This window comes from Flexithrix dorotheae DSM 6795, assembly GCF_000379765.1.
In the GTDB taxonomy this organism is placed as follows: Bacteria; Bacteroidota; Bacteroidia; order Cytophagales; family Flammeovirgaceae; genus Flexithrix; species Flexithrix dorotheae.
In genome coordinates this window covers 722,555-739,576 of the sequence record NZ_KB903431.1, presented here as the reverse complement: position 1 = coordinate 739,576, position 17,022 = coordinate 722,555, and the positions used below count along the sequence as shown (strand labels likewise).

14 protein-coding genes are annotated in these 17,022 nt (G+C 34.9%); 6 read left to right on the top strand and 8 right to left on the bottom strand.

Features of this window, described 5'->3' with window-relative positions:
* Positions 1-110 precede the first annotated feature (110 nt).
* A complete protein-coding gene (locus A3EM_RS0107120) occupies positions 111-539 on the top strand; it encodes a DUF2141 domain-containing protein (protein ID WP_020527497.1) in 429 nt (142 codons plus the stop codon).
* An 8-nt stretch (positions 540-547) separates the two neighbouring features.
* Here the strand turns inward: A3EM_RS0107120 and A3EM_RS0107115 are convergent, their stop codons facing one another.
* The 4 genes from A3EM_RS0107115 to A3EM_RS0107100 form a co-directional block, all read right to left on the bottom strand.
* Complete coding sequence (locus tag A3EM_RS0107115; protein ID WP_020527496.1) at positions 548-928, bottom strand: diacylglycerol kinase family protein; 381 nt, start codon at positions 926-928, stop codon at positions 548-550.
* A 94-nt stretch (positions 929-1,022) separates the two neighbouring features.
* Positions 1,023-1,625, bottom strand: a complete 603-nt coding sequence (locus tag A3EM_RS0107110) for a YigZ family protein (protein ID WP_020527495.1) — start codon at positions 1,623-1,625, stop codon at positions 1,023-1,025.
* Positions 1,626-1,685: 60 nt separating this feature from the next.
* Positions 1,686-3,968: a GH92 family glycosyl hydrolase gene (locus A3EM_RS0107105; protein WP_020527494.1), complete on the bottom strand. Its 2,283-nt coding sequence runs from the start codon at positions 3,966-3,968 to the stop codon at positions 1,686-1,688.
* Between the two features lie 235 nt (positions 3,969-4,203).
* Complete coding sequence (locus A3EM_RS0107100) at positions 4,204-5,103, bottom strand: prephenate dehydrogenase/arogenate dehydrogenase family protein (RefSeq protein ID WP_020527493.1); 900 nt, start codon at positions 5,101-5,103, stop codon at positions 4,204-4,206.
* Between the two features lie 254 nt (positions 5,104-5,357).
* Between A3EM_RS0107100 and A3EM_RS0107090 the strand changes: the two genes are divergently transcribed.
* Complete coding sequence (locus A3EM_RS0107090) at positions 5,358-6,563, top strand: C40 family peptidase (RefSeq protein WP_020527492.1); 1,206 nt, start codon at positions 5,358-5,360, stop codon at positions 6,561-6,563.
* A gap of 115 nt (positions 6,564-6,678) precedes the next feature.
* On the top strand, positions 6,679-8,055 hold the full coding sequence (locus A3EM_RS0107085) for a LysM peptidoglycan-binding domain-containing protein (protein ID WP_020527491.1): 1,377 nt from the start codon (positions 6,679-6,681) through the stop codon (positions 8,053-8,055).
* A 12-nt stretch (positions 8,056-8,067) separates the two neighbouring features.
* Here A3EM_RS0107085 and A3EM_RS0107080 read toward each other — a convergent pair whose 3' ends face one another.
* Positions 8,068-8,721 (bottom strand): SanA/YdcF family protein, encoded by a 654-nt coding sequence (locus tag A3EM_RS0107080; protein WP_020527490.1) that lies wholly within the window; start codon positions 8,719-8,721, stop codon positions 8,068-8,070.
* A 259-nt stretch (positions 8,722-8,980) separates the two neighbouring features.
* Between A3EM_RS0107080 and A3EM_RS0107075 the strand changes: the two genes are divergently transcribed.
* The 3 genes from A3EM_RS0107075 (at position 8,981) to A3EM_RS0107065 (ending at position 11,321) form a co-directional block, all read left to right on the top strand.
* Positions 8,981-9,661: a SatD family protein gene (locus A3EM_RS0107075; RefSeq protein WP_020527489.1), complete on the top strand. Its 681-nt coding sequence runs from the start codon at positions 8,981-8,983 to the stop codon at positions 9,659-9,661.
* Positions 9,639-10,376: a DUF3307 domain-containing protein gene (locus tag A3EM_RS0107070; protein WP_020527488.1), complete on the top strand. Its 738-nt coding sequence runs from the start codon at positions 9,639-9,641 to the stop codon at positions 10,374-10,376. Before A3EM_RS0107075 ends, A3EM_RS0107070 begins: the two co-directional genes overlap by 23 nt.
* A gap of 468 nt (positions 10,377-10,844) precedes the next feature.
* The gene (locus tag A3EM_RS0107065) at positions 10,845-11,321 is read left to right on the top strand and encodes a hypothetical protein (protein WP_020527487.1); all 477 of its coding nucleotides are present in this window, start codon (positions 10,845-10,847) and stop codon (positions 11,319-11,321) included.
* On the opposite strand, the gene A3EM_RS0107060 is transcribed toward A3EM_RS0107065, so the two are convergent.
* The 3 genes from A3EM_RS0107060 to A3EM_RS0107050 form a co-directional block, all read right to left on the bottom strand.
* Positions 11,318-11,968, bottom strand: coding sequence for an alpha/beta fold hydrolase (locus A3EM_RS0107060; protein ID WP_020527486.1), 651 nt, complete (start codon positions 11,966-11,968; stop codon positions 11,318-11,320). The genes A3EM_RS0107065 and A3EM_RS0107060 overlap by 4 nt on opposite strands.
* Before the next feature lie 3 nt (positions 11,969-11,971).
* The gene (locus tag A3EM_RS41760; RefSeq protein ID WP_020527485.1) at positions 11,972-15,493 is read right to left on the bottom strand and encodes a hypothetical protein; all 3,522 of its coding nucleotides are present in this window, start codon (positions 15,491-15,493) and stop codon (positions 11,972-11,974) included.
* Between the two features lie 380 nt (positions 15,494-15,873).
* Entirely contained in the window at positions 15,874-16,941 is a 1,068-nt protein-coding gene (locus A3EM_RS0107050; RefSeq protein ID WP_020527484.1) for an NAD(P)/FAD-dependent oxidoreductase, read from the bottom strand.
* Between the last annotated feature and the right edge of the window lie 81 nt (positions 16,942-17,022).

The following is a 17,022-nucleotide window of genomic DNA, read 5'->3' as shown; positions in this document are numbered from 1 at the left end:
GGTTATTGGTTAATCCTACAATTCAGAAGATAGAATCAATCAAAATTTGATTTTTTTTAAACAATGCCCTGACTTGCCGTGTTCTGGTTATAGAAACATTATATGGAAAAATGAAGAGTTTAATTTTTGGTATTTTATTTTTGGTGTCTTCTGGCTTTTCACCCGTCCAAATTAATCCGGGTGAACATGAATTACAATTGGTAATTAAAGAAATTAAGCAACAATCAGGAAAAATAATGATTGCTGTTTACAATGAAGAAGATACCTACCTTGATATTATGTACAAGGCCATTTCTGTACCCGTAGATTCCAATATATTAAAAATTAACATTTCAGAATTGCCTGCAGGTTATTATGCCATTAGTATCTTTCATGATGTGAATGATAATGATGAGCTGGACAAAAACTTCATAGGCATCCCTAAAGAACCCTTCGGGTTTAGCAACAATGTTTTAGGGAAGTTCGGACCACCAAGTTTTGCCAACGCCAAAGTGAAAGTTGGGTCAGGTCAGGAACCTGTAGTAATTGAGCTTAGGTAAGCTAAATTTCATGAAGTAAATGAATTGAAAAATTCAATAAAGTGTGGAACGAAAATAATTAAGCCTATACATCCGGAGAAAATAACAGCAAGAAAAACTGTAGCAGCAGCAATATCTTTTACCTTTCCTGCCAGAACATTATACTCTGGGCTCACCAAATCTACTAATTTTTCTATAGAGGTATTAAATGCCTCTGTAATCCAGACCAAACCGATTGCAAGAATTACCCAAAGCCACTCCATGGTATTTAGTTGGAATAAAAATGCCAGTAATAAAACAAACATTCCAACCGGAAAGTGGAAATAAAAATTATGATCACTACTCAGTAATTTTATGCCTGCAAAAGCATGTTTAAAACTTTTTAGCTCTTTAATTAAATATCTAATCATTGTTTGTCAGGCTTTAGTTTGTAAGCTGGAAATTACATGCAAAAATAACAGTAGTCCGGGGAATAAATTTCCATTAAAATAAGCAAAATCGAAATTAATAAACCTTAAGTCTTAGCCCATCAATTTTCTTTAACTTAAGTTCAAGCTCGTTTGCATATTTTTCCCGCACAATAAGCCTCATCACACAGTCTTGTTCAAAATACTGGTCCAATATTTTTAAGTCAAAATCCTTTACCAGTTTCATGACATCGTTCATTTGGGGATATTCAAAGGTTATTTTAAATTCCTTTTCCAGATATTTAGTAATGATTTCTGCATTTTCAAGCGCTTCCTGAGTGGAAGTTTTATATGCCGTGATCAATCCCCCTACTCCCAGTTTAGTTCCTCCAAAGTAGCGCACCACCACCACCAAAACATCTGTGAGCTCTTTTGAGCGAATCTGTCCTAAAATTGGAGGACCCGCAGAATTCCCCGGTTCTCCATCATCATTCGATCTGTAATTCAATTTATCTTTTCCCAAGATATAAGCATAGCAATGATGCCTGGCATCGTAGTATTGCTTTTTCAATTCTTGAAGACAGGATTTTATTTCATCTTCATTAGAAACCGGATAGGCAAAAGCATAAAACTTACTTCCTTTTTCTTTGTAAATTCCTTCAGCAACTGCCTTAATGGTAAAATATGAATCCTCTTCCATATGGTCCGGTTTTTTGAAAACTGAAATTCAAGCAGGATTAGATCAATTTATATTTATTTTTTATTTGGTAAGGCTGGCTACCTCAAGACTTGGGGATGGAGGAATGGCTTCCAATTCCAAATCCCAGTTTTTATTGGGCTGGTTCCCCATTACAAATTCCAATTTTCCTCCTAAAATCAAATCTTTATGTGCTATAAAAGGCTTACGATACCTTTTACCATTTAGGAAAATAGCCTGAATATATTTATTATCGGTGCTCACATTATTGGCCACAATCTCCAATTTTCTTGTATCATTAATATCAATAATTATCTTTTCGAAAATCGGAGAACCGAAAAAGTATAATCCATCAGTAGGATTCACCGGATAAAAACCAAGTGCTCCAAACACATACCATGACATCAATTGGCCATAATCACTTTCATTTTTTTTTAAGGCAAAACTGACCGGATAAAATGTAGTCATAATTTTTCTCACCAGTTCCTGTGTTTTCCACGGAGATCCGGCATAATCATACAGGTATGGCATATGCTGTACATTTGGATTGAGATGGTTATATAAACCAGGAAAACTGCTAATTAATGAATCTTCCGTAGTTGCAGGTTGTACATAAAAAAAAGAATCCAGCTTCATATTGAAATTTTCTGCCCCACCCACAATTTCCACCAGGCCGGTAAAATCATGTTTTACACCAAAAGTCCGCTCCCAATTATTAACATTGGAAAGAGAAAAGGCATTAGCTATTTCCTGTTGGTTTTCAGTTTCTTTTATTTCTTCATTTAAAATAAACCCTGAGGCAGAATCATACCTGGAAATATACCTGGTTGACTGATCGAGATAACTTAAATAATCCTTTTCCCGGTTTAAGCCGCCTGCAAATGCCGCCACACACCAGTTCAGGTATGAATCATCAATATGATTCGGAGGAACACCAGCACTTCTCCCAATTCCCACCAGAGTCATGTTTTCCGCTTTCAATCGATTCTGATAGGCATATTTTTCGCCTTCATTTTTTATAATCTGGTAGGCTTTTTCAATATCAAAATCACCAATCCCTTTTAAAAAGGTTTCGGATAGAATCGCTACTGCACTGAAGTTTTTCCCTTTTCTGTTCAGTTCTCGTCCAAACAAAGTATTTTCAGGCAATTTCCCATTCATCACATAGTAGTCTAGAATAGAAGTGGAAATTTCATTGGCCTTTTTCGGGTTTAGAATAGACAAAAGGGTAAATCCAGATTTGGATATCTGAGTTAATGGAAAAGTACAATACTGATCATTTTCCCACTTTACGGGATTGACACTGCTTTTCTGGTAATTGTTATAACTTCCATCAAAATCGCTACAAACCACTGGGGCCAGCAGATTTTGATATATTCCTGTATAAAAAAGTTTCTTAGAAATGGAATCTTGGGAAGTAACTTTCATCTTGCTCAATTCTTCCTCCCACACCCCAAGTGCTGCTTTTCTGATTAAATCAAAATCCCAGTGAGGAATTTCCTGCTGTATATTATGAATTGCTCCTTTAATATTTACGTAGGAAAATCCTATTTTCACCAATAGCTTCTCTCCTTTTTCAGTTGCGTAATTTAATACCAGCTTGGTATCCTTTCCCTTGGTAACTTTTGGTTTTCCCACTGCAAAACCATTTCTGTACATTTTGTAGCTTTTCCATGGTTTGGAAACCTGAATGGCAAAATATATCTTGTAATTTGTGACCAGTCCTGTTAATTCTCTATAACCCGTAATTAACGAATCCCCGGTCATGATAAAAGCTGTTGATTTGGGTTTCACCTGATTGTTTGCAAACCCTAAATCGAATGAAATAAAAGAATTACTGTCTGCCGGAAAAATATATTTGTGCAAACCTACCCGCTTGGTGGCCGTGACTTCAGCCTTTATTTCGTAGTCATTTAACCTGATAGCATAATATCCTGGTTCGGCCTTTTCATTAATATGGGTAAAAGAAGAATATGCTTTTGCAGAATGCTTTACTTTCCCTTTTTTACTGTTTCCGGCCATCATGAGCAAATTACCTAAATCGGTTACCGGTTTTCGGTTGAGATGAGTGTGTGTAAAACCGAAAATTGTAGAATCGTTTAACTGATAACCTGAGTTTCTATTTCTCCGGTTAATACCCGTCTCAGGACTAACCTGTACCATCCCAAAAGGTAATGTTGCACCGGGGAAAGCCAGGGCACCTGTGGTACCGGCAAATTGATCTACAAATGATGTATAGCGTTCCACTTCCACCACTTCCTCACGGATTTCTTCTACATCTACAGGAGGTGAAGTACAACTATAATTACAGCAGACAAATAGGATTAAAACAACTAAATATCGCATGGTAGTAACCAACCTATAATTTAAGACAGACTAAAAAATTTATGGATGGTATTGTTAAATTTCAGAAACATCCTTTTTTGGCCGAAAAATATTTTCGGGGGCAAAACTAAATCATTCAGAATTAACCTGCCCTATTATTAAAAAGATAATATATTATTCATGCAATATAACCCTCTATAAATAATTTTGCCTATTTACATTATTCCCATTTAAATTCCTTAACAATTCAATTCTTTTAGGATTTTATATCTTTTTCAGCCTGTTGTTTACTAATGAAAATGCCAAGCTGCTCAATTAAATGGTTGGATATTCCGGTATCTTCCTGGTTTTCCTCAAAATAGCTCCTTGTTTCTTCCACATAATTGATAAATCCATCCCTGTCTTTTCTTTCGATTATGCTAAACAAGTTATTTACTTCTTCTTTAAATATCTTTAGCACCTCCAGCACAAATTCATTATACATCTGAATATCTGCGTAAAGGCGTGGATCCTGTAATACATATCTGGCAAAAAATATGAGGAAAATTCTATATGGCGGGGAGGAAAAGTATTTTATTCTCCCAAGTGAGCTGCCCACATTTTTCAAGGCTCTGGCACTAACAAATACATTAAAGTGATTTAAGCCCTGCACTACACCCATTATTTTATCGTGTTTGATATAATCCAGGTCGTATAATACAGCGCCCTCCTTCAATAGTAATTTAGAAAGGTGTGGAATAAAAAAGTTCGATCCATCGGAATAATTAAATAAAACTACCTGGCCCCGGAGTTTTTTTATTCTCTGACTGAACATCGGATGAATGGAATGAAATTCACAAGCTACTTCTGGATAATCTTCTTTTAAAGCCTCATACTTGTCAATCACAAATTTTTTTACACTACAGACTTCCAACAATATTTTCCCATGCATGTAGGGGTATACTTCCTCCAATACACTTGCCATAGCCGAAATTGGAACACTTATGATGATGATATCACAGTACTCCACCATTTCCCTGTTAGTGTCAAAATCTGTTTTCCCTGTTCTGGAAGTTGAATAAGTCTTAAACCCATGCGTGCTAAAAAACTTCACCAACCAGGTTCCCAATCCTCTGGAACCTCCCACTACGCCTACTTTAAGATCTTTGTATTTCATGAAGACTTGTTTTTACAGTATTTTAATTTTTTTTGATAATTTTCTCTGCTCAAAACTCCTAAAGGTTTTCTATTTTTCAAATTTTCGAAGATTTAAAGTTAAGAAAAAACTAATCTGACCTAATTTTACTTCAAAATTCAGGTTTAACATATATTTGTCTGAACAAAAATTAAAACAGGCTATAGTTTCTTTTCTTAAGTTAATGTTTCTGCCTGATATTATAATCATTATTTAACTACAGATATCAATAACACATGTTTTCACTTTTTGGCTTTTCGAGAGTTTCCGTAATATTTTTACTGTTTTCAATCGCATTTTCTTCCTGTAAAAAGGAAGATAACTCTGCCAGTATTTCCGAGCAGATAATCTCTGAAATTAAGGATGAGTTTGCACCTGATAAAAGAGTAGCACTTTTTGACATTACCAGCTCATTTGAGAACGGCAGGTTTTTGCTTAGTGGCGAAACCAATCTTCCCGAAGCTTTGAAAAAACTTACCGGGAAACTGGAAGAACAAGGCCTTACCATTGAAAATAATGTTCAGCTACTTCCTGAGGAAGAACTTGGGGAAAATACCTTTGCCATTGTCAATATTTCTGTGGCTAATATTCGTTCCAAACCCAAACATTCTGCTGAATTGGCCACTCAGGCCATTTTAGGTACTCCTTTAAAAGTTCTGAAGAAAGAAGGAAGCTGGTATCTTGTGCAAACACCCGATCATTATATTTCCTGGGTGGATGCAGGAGGAATTTTGCTTACCAATAAAGCGCAACAAGATGCCTGGATTGCTGCGAAAAAAATCATTTTCCTTACAAAATACGGAGAGGCTTATTCAGAAACCAATCCAAATTCTCAAACCGTTTCTGATTTGGTGCTGGGCAATATCCTCAAATTGGAGGGAGAATCTGGTGATTTTTATGAAGTTACTTTTCCCGATGGCAGAACTGCTTTCGTAGAAAAAAATAAAACTGAGCTTTTTGATACCTGGCTGTCCTCACTTCATGCTACTGAAAATAGTCTGGTGGAAACTTCAAAGTTATTTATGGGGGTTCCTTATTTATGGGGGGGCACTTCTTTTAAAGGTGTAGATTGCAGTGGGTTTACCAAGTCAGTCTATTTCTTAAATGGTTATATTCTACCCAGAGATGCTTCTCAGCAGGTTTTTAGTGGGAAATTAATAGATACTTCCAATGGGTTTGATGATTTGAAACCCGGGGATTTACTCTTTTTCGGAAGGAAGGCCACTCCTGAATCCAAAGAAAGAATTATTCACGTAGGTATGTGGATTGGTAATAATGAATTTATCCATTCTTCAGGCAGAGTGCGAATCAATAGCTTCGATAAAAATGCCGATAATTTCAATGAATATGAGCTTAACAGATTCATTCGTGCCAAAAGAATTTTGAATAATCCTGATGAAAATAAGCTGAAACTCGCTAAAGATTTAAAAATGTCTTCCTGATTTTGAGTACAAAATGGATGTTGATGACTTTTCTGTCTGGATTGATGTAATTCTGATTACAGATATTCTATAAGTTCAATAACTTCAACTATCTCTAATTTATCAAAGTTCATTTATGGATTTCAAGCGTTTTATTTTTAAAATTTCTCTTTTTATTTTTCTTTTCATCCAACATATTTCCTTTAGTCAGGAAAGGATGATTACTCAGTATCATGTAGTGAAAAGAGGGGAAAGTTTAGCATCTATCGCCAAGGCTTATAATGTTCCTGTCAATACACTTAAGCTTCAGAATAAACTAGGTAGAAGAACTTCCTATTTGAGGCCTGGAAAAAAACTGATTATTAGAAAAGTTAGTGTGGCTAAGGCAAAAGTCATTGCCAAAGCCAAGGGAGTTTATATGGTTCAGGCTGGCGATACACCCCAAATAATTGCCAGGAAATATGGCGTTACTGTAGAGCAGTTGAAAAGATGGAATCATCATCTGAAAAATAAAGAGATTAAACAGGGAAATTTTATTTATATCCAAAATCCGCCATCGGGTAATACTTCTGCCGAAAATATTGAATTTGAAATTGAGGAACCATCAGAAAACCCTTCTAAAACTCAGGATATCTCTATAAGTGAAAACCCTCCTTTGGAAAATAATTCTCCTACTGAAAGTATTTTAAAACCAGAAGAGTCTGTTGCTGATATTGCTGTAAACATCCCTACTACGAACCTGGTGAATAAGGATGCTATTGCCGTCATTATTGGCAATCAGGAATATTCGGGGAAAGATGTACCTGATGTGGATTTTGCGTTGAATGATGCAGCCACCATGAAGCAGTATCTTGTAAAGTCCCTGGGTTATCAGGAAGGAAATATTATTTATGTGGAGAATGCTGACCAGGCTACCTTTAATGCCATTTTCGGGATTAAAGGTAATCATAAAGGTAAATTATACAACTACATTAAGCCAGGGCAATCTGATGTTTTTATTTACTATAGCGGACATGGAGGTCCGGATCCCGAAACTAAAACAGCTTTTTTCATTCCGGTAAATTGCGATCCAAATCAGGTAGCTTTTAATGGGTATGCGACTAATACTTTTTATGAAAACCTATCTCAATTGGAATACAAATCACTTACTGTGATTATAGATGCCTGTTTTAGTGGAGCTTCTGAAGGTGGCGCGCTGCTTCAAAATGTTTCTCCGGTTTTTATTAAAGCTGAGACCCGGGTTTTAAATGATGAAAAAGCTGCTGTTTTCACCTCTGCCGGCCCGGAACAGGTTTCTTCATGGTATCCGGAAAAAAGTCACTCTCTTTTTTCCTATTATTTTATGAAAGGGTTACAGGGAGATGCTGATCTGAATGAAGATAAAAAAGTTACTGTAGGGGAAATGGAAACCTATCTGGAAGAAAATGTAACTTACTGGGCCAGAAGACTTCACTCCAGAGATCAAAATCCGGAAATCTATGGAGAAGAAGACAGGATTTTAATTGCTTATTAGATCTATTATTCTCTATTTTATTTCAATCTTATCGCCAAGAAATTTTGGTCCCTGATTGGTGATGTATAAATCAATAAAAAGCTTAACCCTGGCCAGGGCTTCTCTAGTTTGCACTTTTAATCCCCTGCTCAATGTCACATCTCTTGCGTTATAACCAATCGCTTTCAATCCCGATTTCCTTGAGATGTAAATTGCCCTTTTATTGTGAAATTCCTGTGAAATAATAGTGACTTCATTTTGGCCAAATACTTTTTTACATCTGATTACCGAATCAAGAGTACGAAAGCCTGCATAATCCAGAATGATTTTTTCTTCCGGAATATTCCTTTTCATTAAGGCTTTTTGCATGTCCACTGGTTCGTTATAGCTCCTGGTTTGATTGTCCCCACTTACCAGAATAAATTCAATTTTTCCAGAATTGAACAATCTTTCCGCTGCATCTATTCTATACTTAAAATATGGATTTTGTCCTCCCTGAATCAGGTGTTTGCTTGTCCCCAAAAGTAGTCCTACCTTGTTTTTGGGGATTTCATCCAGGTTTTCATACACATGTGGCTGAGAAAAGGATTCTATTTGCCAATGACAAACTATAATTAGAATAGCAGTTAATATGATGCCTGTCAGGAATAACCTGAATATGATTTTTATTGAAAAAATTCGTTTCATTTAAATTCTTCCTAATAGCTGGCTTTGGTTAATTCCGGCCATTCTGTTTCAAATATGTCACATATCTAATTTTACTTGTGGCCTTTTTCTTTATAAATATAAAATAAAATCTTTTGGCTTTCCAACTGTTTTACTTCCCTTGTCCCTATCTGGTCGGTGACTGTCCATTTATTTATTAATTTTTAATTATAAATTGCATTTATAACTTTTATAGGTTATAATAGTAAAATATAACTTTAAATGGTTATTTTATTGAATTATGAAGGATAAAGTTTATGCAGTGCTCACAGGAGACATCATCAACTCAAGGATGATAAAAGGCAAGGAAAGGGAAGTATTATTAAAAACACTAAACTCAACTTTTGATTCCATTCCGAAAGAAAAAAATAAAAACAAGGAAGGGTTTAAAATTTTCAGGGGAGATTCCTTTCAGGGTATTATATTCGAGCCTGAAAAAGCTATAATTCATGGAATAAAAATAAGAGCCATATTAAGAAGTATAACTCCGAAAGAAAGTGAGTTTATTTGGGATACGAGAATTTCCATTGGTCTTGGACAAATAGACTATTTTTCTCAAAATACTTTAACTTCTGATGGAGAAGTTTTCAGAAATTCGGGATTGGCTTTGGACAAAATGGAAACCCATGAGCGTACCAAAATAACCACACCCTGGCAGGAAATTAATCAGGAATTGAACCTGGCTTGCGTATTTTTGGATACAGTAATAGACAGATGGAAACCAGCACAGGCAAGGATGGTAGAAAAAGCATTGAATGGCTTAAAACAACAGGAAATTGCCAAAAGTTTAGACATTTCCCAACCTGCAGTGAGCAAAAGCTTACAATCGGCCAATTGGCATGCAGTAGAATTATTTATAAGAAGGTATCAGGAATTAATAACAAACAAACTCAATACAAATGGAACACCTGGAAATGGTTGAAAATTATACACTTTTAATAAAGTTATTAGTCGCCCACCTGGTTTCAGATTTCATCATTCAACCCACAAATTGGGTAAAAGACAGGGAAAAAAATAAGTTAAAGTCAGGTAAATTATATTTACATATAGCAGTGACTGGTTTAACAGCCTATATTTTTGCTGGTCTATGGACAAACTTCTATATTCCTATAGGTATAATGCTTACCCATTACGTCATTGACCTGATGAAAACATATGTACCGAAAAATATCATTACCTTCCTGATAGACCAGTTCCTACACGTTTTAGTCATCATAATCATATTCTTCTTTTACACCGGGCAAGCAAATAGCACTGTTTTATTGGACCAATTATCCAAATATTTGGATAATGAAAAAGTCTGGATAGTGATATTGGGATATTTAACCATAATTTATCCTGTTGGATACCTTATCGGTTTTCTTACCAAGGACTGGAGTGAGGAAATAGAGAAAAAAGGATTGAAAAATGCAGGAAAAATAATCGGACAACTGGAAAGAATGCTCATACTCACTTTCATATTATTTAATCAGTATCAGGCAATAGGTTTTTTAATTGCCGCAAAATCGGTATTCCGATTTAATGAAATAAAAGAAGACAAGGCAAGAAAAGAAACAGAATATATAATCATAGGAACGCTTTATAGCTTCACCATCTCTGTTTTATTCGGTCTTTTTATCAAGTTTTTAATTACTTAGAAAGCACAGTGTTTTCAAACAATTGAAGACCAAAAAAGATAAATTGGCAGCATAAAAGTAAAAGTGAACATATGGGAAATCAATGAATTTTTACTATATTTCTTAGTAAATAAGTATTAGGTGAGATGTTTAAGCATTCACAAATCATCGATTAATAGGATCAAATTCAACCTGCAGTCGTAAAGTAATCGTGAGCATCCTCAATAAATATATTATAATTTCAACTGAACTTTAACAATTATTAAATTAACAAAGAAGGATTTTTCTAAAAGATTGGCAATAATTGTTAGATTAAAAATAATATACCTAACCAGACTTCCAAAAAGGACAAAATACGATCAAAGTACTTCATTCCTACAATAGTTAGGCTTTTACTAAACCAGCAATTGGTTAAACGACCACTATTTTAGAATCACCACAACCTAACCGACTACCAGTTCACCAACTAAAATTACTTTAAATCGCAAAATGAATCATCCTGTATCTGCAAGAAAAAGTTTTATCCAAATCAAAACAATTTACATTGCCTTATTGGCAGGTCAATTGATATTTCTGGCTGTGGCATATATTTTAGTATCCAACCATTTAGTTTGGACAAAACCTGGTCTTGACCCACTCAAATATATTTCGATGGTATCATCGGTAAGTGCGTTATTTGCTTCTTATTTTTTTAAAGAAAATTTTAACAAGGAGGCTTCCAGACAGGGAAATCTTGGAGCAAAAGTCGAGAAATACAAAATAGGGAGCATCATAAGCGGGGCTGTAATTGAAGGGGCAAATATCTTTAACCTGATTGTTTATTTACTCACCAAGGAATACAGTCCAATCATTTTATTCGTGTTTTTAATTATTATATTCTTATTGCAATTTCCCTCAAATACAAGAATCATAAATGATATAAAACTCACCAAATCGGAACAGGATGAGGTAATGGGTAGAATCTAATCTGAAAGGAGAACTTTATTTAAAACGCTACTAACTTCTGCTGCATTTTCAAATACCATCAAATGCCCTCCTCCTTTAATACGGATTGCCTTACTGGGCACTTTAGGTAAAATCATATCTGCTGTACCATGAATGTGGTAAAAATGATTGGGAATTTCATATACCCGCCTGCTTAAAATCTGGTGAATAGCCCATTTTAAAAAACAGGGATCAGTATCCTGTAGAATTGTCTTCAGTAATACTCTGGTTTCCGGCATACTTGCTCCGAAAAGATAAAATGACAACAAACTAGGCCAGGTAAAGAAAACTGAGGGAATAATTTTATGAATATTTAAAACTTCTGCCAGTTTATACAGAAAAGGCAAATCAGTGTATTGCTGAAGGCTGGAAATAATAATAACTTTTTTTGTCCTAAAGATTTTAGCCAGTTCAAGTGCCACAATCCCCCCAAAAGATACACCCACTAAAATCATTGGGGAACTTTCTGAAATTTGCATACCCAGCCTTTTCACATAAGTCTCCAGAGAATCTCCAGGTAATACATTTACCCAATCAAGGTAAACGGCCTGAAATTCAGCAGAAAGCTCAAGTTTTTGGAAAATCCGTTTATCAGCACCAAGCCCACTGATAAAATAAACTTTATCCAAAACTTAAAAATCGTGGCCTAAAGTAAGATAGAATAAAGGATCAAGCTGGCGGTTGTCCTCAAGCCCCCATGCTACATCAAATTTAGTGTAATATCCCAAAAGTGTAGACCTTACCCCCACTCCATAACCAAGTAAGAAGGGGTTCTTAAAGTTTTTCACCCTGGCTACAAAACTAAACCCTTCAGGATCTCTACCATCAATGATTTCAGTATTCAAGGCATTTTCCCTATTGAATGGACTAACACCTGTCCAGGCAGATCCAATATCGGTAAAACCAACAAATTGAAGATTTCTAAAGAATTTGGAAGAAATAGTACCTTTATAAAAGTACTTGATTAATGGCAATCTTAATTCTCCATTAAACAACATAAAATTGTTACCAAAAAGCTTATTGTACTGAAAGCCCCTCATACTTGTCACAAATTCAACAAATAAAAGATCACTATTATTTGCCCCGGGATTAGTGTTTAAAGGATTGTTGGAAGCTCTTTGAGTTTCTTCATCATATTTGTTGAAAAGCCAGTTATCCATACCGCCAAGCAGATAATTTTTCTTGGCTTTTCCCATAAACTGACCAAAACTCAACCTTGTGGCAAAAATGATAGATTTATGAATTTTTTGGTAATTCCTGAAGTCAACAACAAATTGTCCAAAGCCTTTGTTTATACCCGTTTTTCCAAGTCCAAAATACTTTTCATACCTGGCTTTCATTCTGGTTCCCTGAATCATATTTACACCTGTAATCACACTGTTATCATAAATAAACTCGGCATTAAAACCAGTGTAATTGATCACTTCATCAGGAACTGATAAGTTCAGGATGTCAGTATTGGTGTATCGGGTAGTAGCAAAGAAAGGCTCAAAACTCACTCTGGTAGTAATGTTAAAAGGATAGGAAACTGAACCTTCAAACATATTCAAGTGGTACTTTTGGGTAAAAGTTTCACTGGGAATTTCCAGGTTCCTTCTTTCAAATCTGGCCCGGTAATCCAGCCTAGTTTTCAGAAATTCATATTCCGCAAATAAGTTACTATTATTCAAATTGGTTACGAAGAAAATACCTGCGTTTATTTTATGGTTTTCTAATACATCGGTCATGGCAACCTCAAACAAAAGCCCCCATCCCCTCTGAGGATCTATTCTGATAGAAGTCAGGAAATTATCAGCCGCAAACATTTTCTCATACGGCCTGGATTTGGAAATTTTCAACTGGGTATTTTCTTCTTGTTTTACAGCAAGTTTGGAGCGGTATTTATCCAGAAAACTTTTCCGTTTTCCTTGTGAAAAAGTGTCAAACTGATAATTGTCTGTATCGATAATACTTTTCTTTGTGGTATCTGCAACAGTTTCATTTTCCTTCTTTTTGGTAAAGGTATCAAACTGATAATCGTCAGTGTTCAATTCTTCTTTTTTAGTGGAATCCTGAGCTACCTCTTCAACGGGAGTGGAAATATTGGTAGAATCTCCAATAGTCTCAGGTTCCATATTATTTTTTTCAATCAAAGAATCGGGAACAGCCTGACCAGAAAAAAGTGAATCGACCACTGAGTTGACACTATCGGCTATCACCTGAGCAGATTTACGGATTTCTTCCAATCGAGCTTCCTGCTCTTTTCTCTTGCGTTCTTTTTCTTCTGCTAATTGCTTTGCTCTTTCTTCTTGCTGACGTTTTTTCTTCATGGCCTGAAGATTTCTCAAGTCAAGTACCTGCTGCCGATAGGTTTTACCAGTAAATGTAGTTTTGCTGGTATTAAAATCATTGACTCTCACTATATGTTCATCACCATTTTTTAGCATTATGGTGAAGAGGTCTTTCTTCTTAAAATCATATTCTTTTATAGAAGTAGTGAAATTGGTAAGCTGAGTGGAGATGCTATCTTTTAAATCATATTTATACAAATGTGAAATACCTCTCTGGTCACTTAGGTACAAAATTGAACTACTATTAATGGGCGTAGGGTTTAAATCTTTACTTAGCGTATTGCTAACCCTTTGTAGTTGATTTGGTGTTTTAAAATTATAGATAAATACATTGAAATTATCAGACACCTCATCAGCTTCTGGCTGCTCTTTAATTACCTCTATGATATCATTAGGTCTGTTTGAACTGAAAACAATTGAGTTGTCCCGACCAGGTAAAAATTTTGGAGTTAAATAATCAAAAGGATCATTGGTAAGTTGAGTAAGTTTTCTCTGTCTGTAATCGTAATAATATAAATTATTTTTCCCCCTCCATTCAGCCACCATAGCTATATTATTCCCATTAGAGGCTATATCAAAGTTTTTAATATTACTAAAGCTTCTAAAGTGCCGTTTTTCTCTTCTTTTATTTCCTCTTTTATTTATCTCATAAAACCACAAATAAATTTTTCCATTTCTTTCTCCAAATATCCCTAATTCGGCTTTATCTCTCCAGGCAATCAAAGGCATTTCTTCATCAACTCTCTGGTTAATTAATTTATATCCGCCTTTTAATACTGTTTTTTCTTTTTCCTTTACCAGATCAAAAATTTTCACTTTATACTTTCCCTTGTTGTTTTGGGTATAAGCGAGATACTTTCCATTAGGACTAATTTTTACCTGATTATAAATGTAATTTTTTTTGTTCTTTTTAAACAATTGTTCTTCTTTAGGAACGGTATGAGTTTCGGCTATCGCATCATATTGCTTTTCATAATAAGCCTTCCAGCCTTTTAGAAAAGATTTAAATGAAATTCCTAAAGTTTGCTGAATACTTTGTTCTTCGTTTCTTACAATTCGGGTAAGATTCAAAACATTAGCAATATTGGATTTACCATATTCCTCCGCAATGTAGTTCCAAACGGCCTGGCCAACCAGTTTGGCATCTTCACCCTCAATATTGGTAATTTTCTTTACTTTCCCTCTGGCCATTATATCACGCATATAATCATCCATTTCCACATCCCAGCCATGGGCGATATATCTGGCTGCACCGGCCATAAACCATTCGGGAAGGTTCAACAAATATGAACTCTGAAAAATCTCTTTCAGACTCCCTCCATACATCATTTCAAAAATCAGGATATCCGAAATACCAAGGGCCAATTCTTCCTTAAACTGGGCTTTATTTCCGGTAAAAGCCAATTCAATCTCTGATCTGACAAAATTTGTTTGTCCTCCTTCATCAAAGCCCTGATGATAAACTCCAATGTTACTTTGCTGAAGATCGATTATGGAATTATAAATCAGAATTTTAGTTTTATTATAAGGAGAAAAACCAACCATATCAGTGATCCTGTCAAAATCATCTTCAGCATATTTAGCCGCTAATTTCGCCACATCATATCCGCCATCGTAAAAATAGACATCAAAATTTGGTGTGGAAATGTAGCGCCAATCCATCTTTTTATATTGCACTCTGTTTTTACCAAATTGATTATCCCGAAATTGAGCATGACTATTTGTGGCCCACAGAAAGGAAACAACAGATAATATAAGGATAATAAAGCCGGGATATTTTCCCTTCAAAATATTAAGTTGGGTTATTGGAAAATTGCCATTCATTATAGACCAGAGTAAAAAATTATTCAATCCTAAAAAGTTTAATTGAAAATATTTCAGGATAAGGAAAAAAATAAGGCTAATGCAACTAGCACCAAATAAGTGAAAAACATCAGTGGGTTAACGAACCGATGAGCTATACCAAATTTATATTTATTACTTATTTAATGTTTGCGGCACCAGGATAAAAATACCTAAATACAAATATTGAAAAAATTATATTTCTAAAACCGGAATTTAATATTAAGATTTCAAAAAAATCAAATTTTCCCAATTTATTATTTTCTTTCCTTATGTAAGTTTATTAATTGAATTGGTTAATTATGGTACACTAAAATATTGAATTTCAAACAAGATAATAGTGTATTTGGTTTAAAATAAGCTTATTTATGGTAAAAATATTTTTTCAGCACACGTTTGATATCAACCTCCATAATTAAAGAGTCATTTTTTTCTAAATGGTTGTAAAACATATTGGCAAAATATGGAGCCAATGAAATTCCCTTTGCTCCCAAACCATTGAAAATTCCAATTTTTGGGTTTTCAGGATGAATACCAATAAATGGTCTTCTGTCATAAGTTGCTGGTCTTACACCAGCTTTTTGATCCACAATTTCATAAGGAATTTTCAAAAGAGCCTGAAGTCTTTCTTCTAAAATCATACGGCCTTTTTCGGATGGTGAAAAGTTCAATTCGCTGTGGTCGTAAGTTGCGCCCACCTTATACAAGCCATTGCCTACAGGAAGAACCCAACAGCCTCGGGAAATAATTTCACAGATAGGCTCAGATGCTAGTTTCACTACTAATAATTCTCCCTTTACCGGGCGAAATGGCAACCAGTGAAAAAAACTGGATTTAGTACTTCCGGTACCATCACAAAATATTACCTTTTTAGCACTAAAATCTTTCCATTGAATAAAATCTTCTTCAAAAGACATTTCTCTCTCAGAAAATTCCTCAGCAATTAGAAAATTATTTTTATCTAACCATTTGCGGTATTCATCCAACATTAAAGAAATATCCACATAACCAGCCTGGTGTACTTTCATTCCACCAAAATCACCCTTTACGATTCCCTGGTATTCTTTTCCATCTTCAAAACCACCCACATAATCCTGAAATTTTGGCTCTCCCATGGCCGCTAGCCAGTCATTTTGTTTTTCCTGGGTATCGAAGGGATGGTAAACTTTCAATTGATGAAAAAAACTGCAATCCAGAAAGTTTTCAAATTCTGGGTAAAACTGATGAAAGAAGGGAAATAAATGGTCTCCATACCAGGTTTTCACCATTTTTCTACCCGTGATAGGATTAAATATTCCCGCTGCAATTCGGCTGGAAATGTGTTTTTTTCCATTATCCACCACCATCACTTTTTTCCCATTCTGTATAAAGGTATGGGACAAAATAGTACCAGCTATCCCCTGCCCTATAATCAAATAATCCAATTCCATAAAAAATCAAATTCTCTTTTAATTCTGATACTCCAAAGCTATCTGTTCTATATTTATTTTAATTAAGATTAAAGCTTATAT

Coding starts and splice junctions, on each gene's coding strand:
- A3EM_RS0107080 (WP_020527490.1), bottom strand. CDS start 8,721: ATGAAACGAATTTTTTCAATAAAAATCATATTCAGGTTATTCCTGACA.
- A3EM_RS0107100 (WP_020527493.1), bottom strand. CDS start 5,103: ATGAAATACAAAGATCTTAAAGTAGGCGTAGTGGGAGGTTCCAGAGGA.
- A3EM_RS0107110 (WP_020527495.1), bottom strand. CDS start 1,625: ATGGAAGAGGATTCATATTTTACCATTAAGGCAGTTGCTGAAGGAATT.
- A3EM_RS0107050 (WP_020527484.1), bottom strand. CDS start 16,941: ATGGAATTGGATTATTTGATTATAGGGCAGGGGATAGCTGGTACTATT.
- A3EM_RS0107065 (WP_020527487.1), top strand. CDS start 10,845: ATGAATCATCCTGTATCTGCAAGAAAAAGTTTTATCCAAATCAAAACA.
- A3EM_RS0107105 (WP_020527494.1), bottom strand. CDS start 3,968: ATGCGATATTTAGTTGTTTTAATCCTATTTGTCTGCTGTAATTATAGT.
- A3EM_RS0107120 (WP_020527497.1), top strand. CDS start 111: ATGAAGAGTTTAATTTTTGGTATTTTATTTTTGGTGTCTTCTGGCTTT.
- A3EM_RS0107115 (WP_020527496.1), bottom strand. CDS start 928: ATGATTAGATATTTAATTAAAGAGCTAAAAAGTTTTAAACATGCTTTT.
- A3EM_RS0107075 (WP_020527489.1), top strand. CDS start 8,981: ATGAAGGATAAAGTTTATGCAGTGCTCACAGGAGACATCATCAACTCA.
- A3EM_RS0107090 (WP_020527492.1), top strand. CDS start 5,358: ATGTTTTCACTTTTTGGCTTTTCGAGAGTTTCCGTAATATTTTTACTG.
- A3EM_RS0107070 (WP_020527488.1), top strand. CDS start 9,639: ATGGAACACCTGGAAATGGTTGAAAATTATACACTTTTAATAAAGTTA.
- A3EM_RS0107085 (WP_020527491.1), top strand. CDS start 6,679: ATGGATTTCAAGCGTTTTATTTTTAAAATTTCTCTTTTTATTTTTCTT.
- A3EM_RS41760 (WP_020527485.1), bottom strand. CDS start 15,493: ATGAATGGCAATTTTCCAATAACCCAACTTAATATTTTGAAGGGAAAA.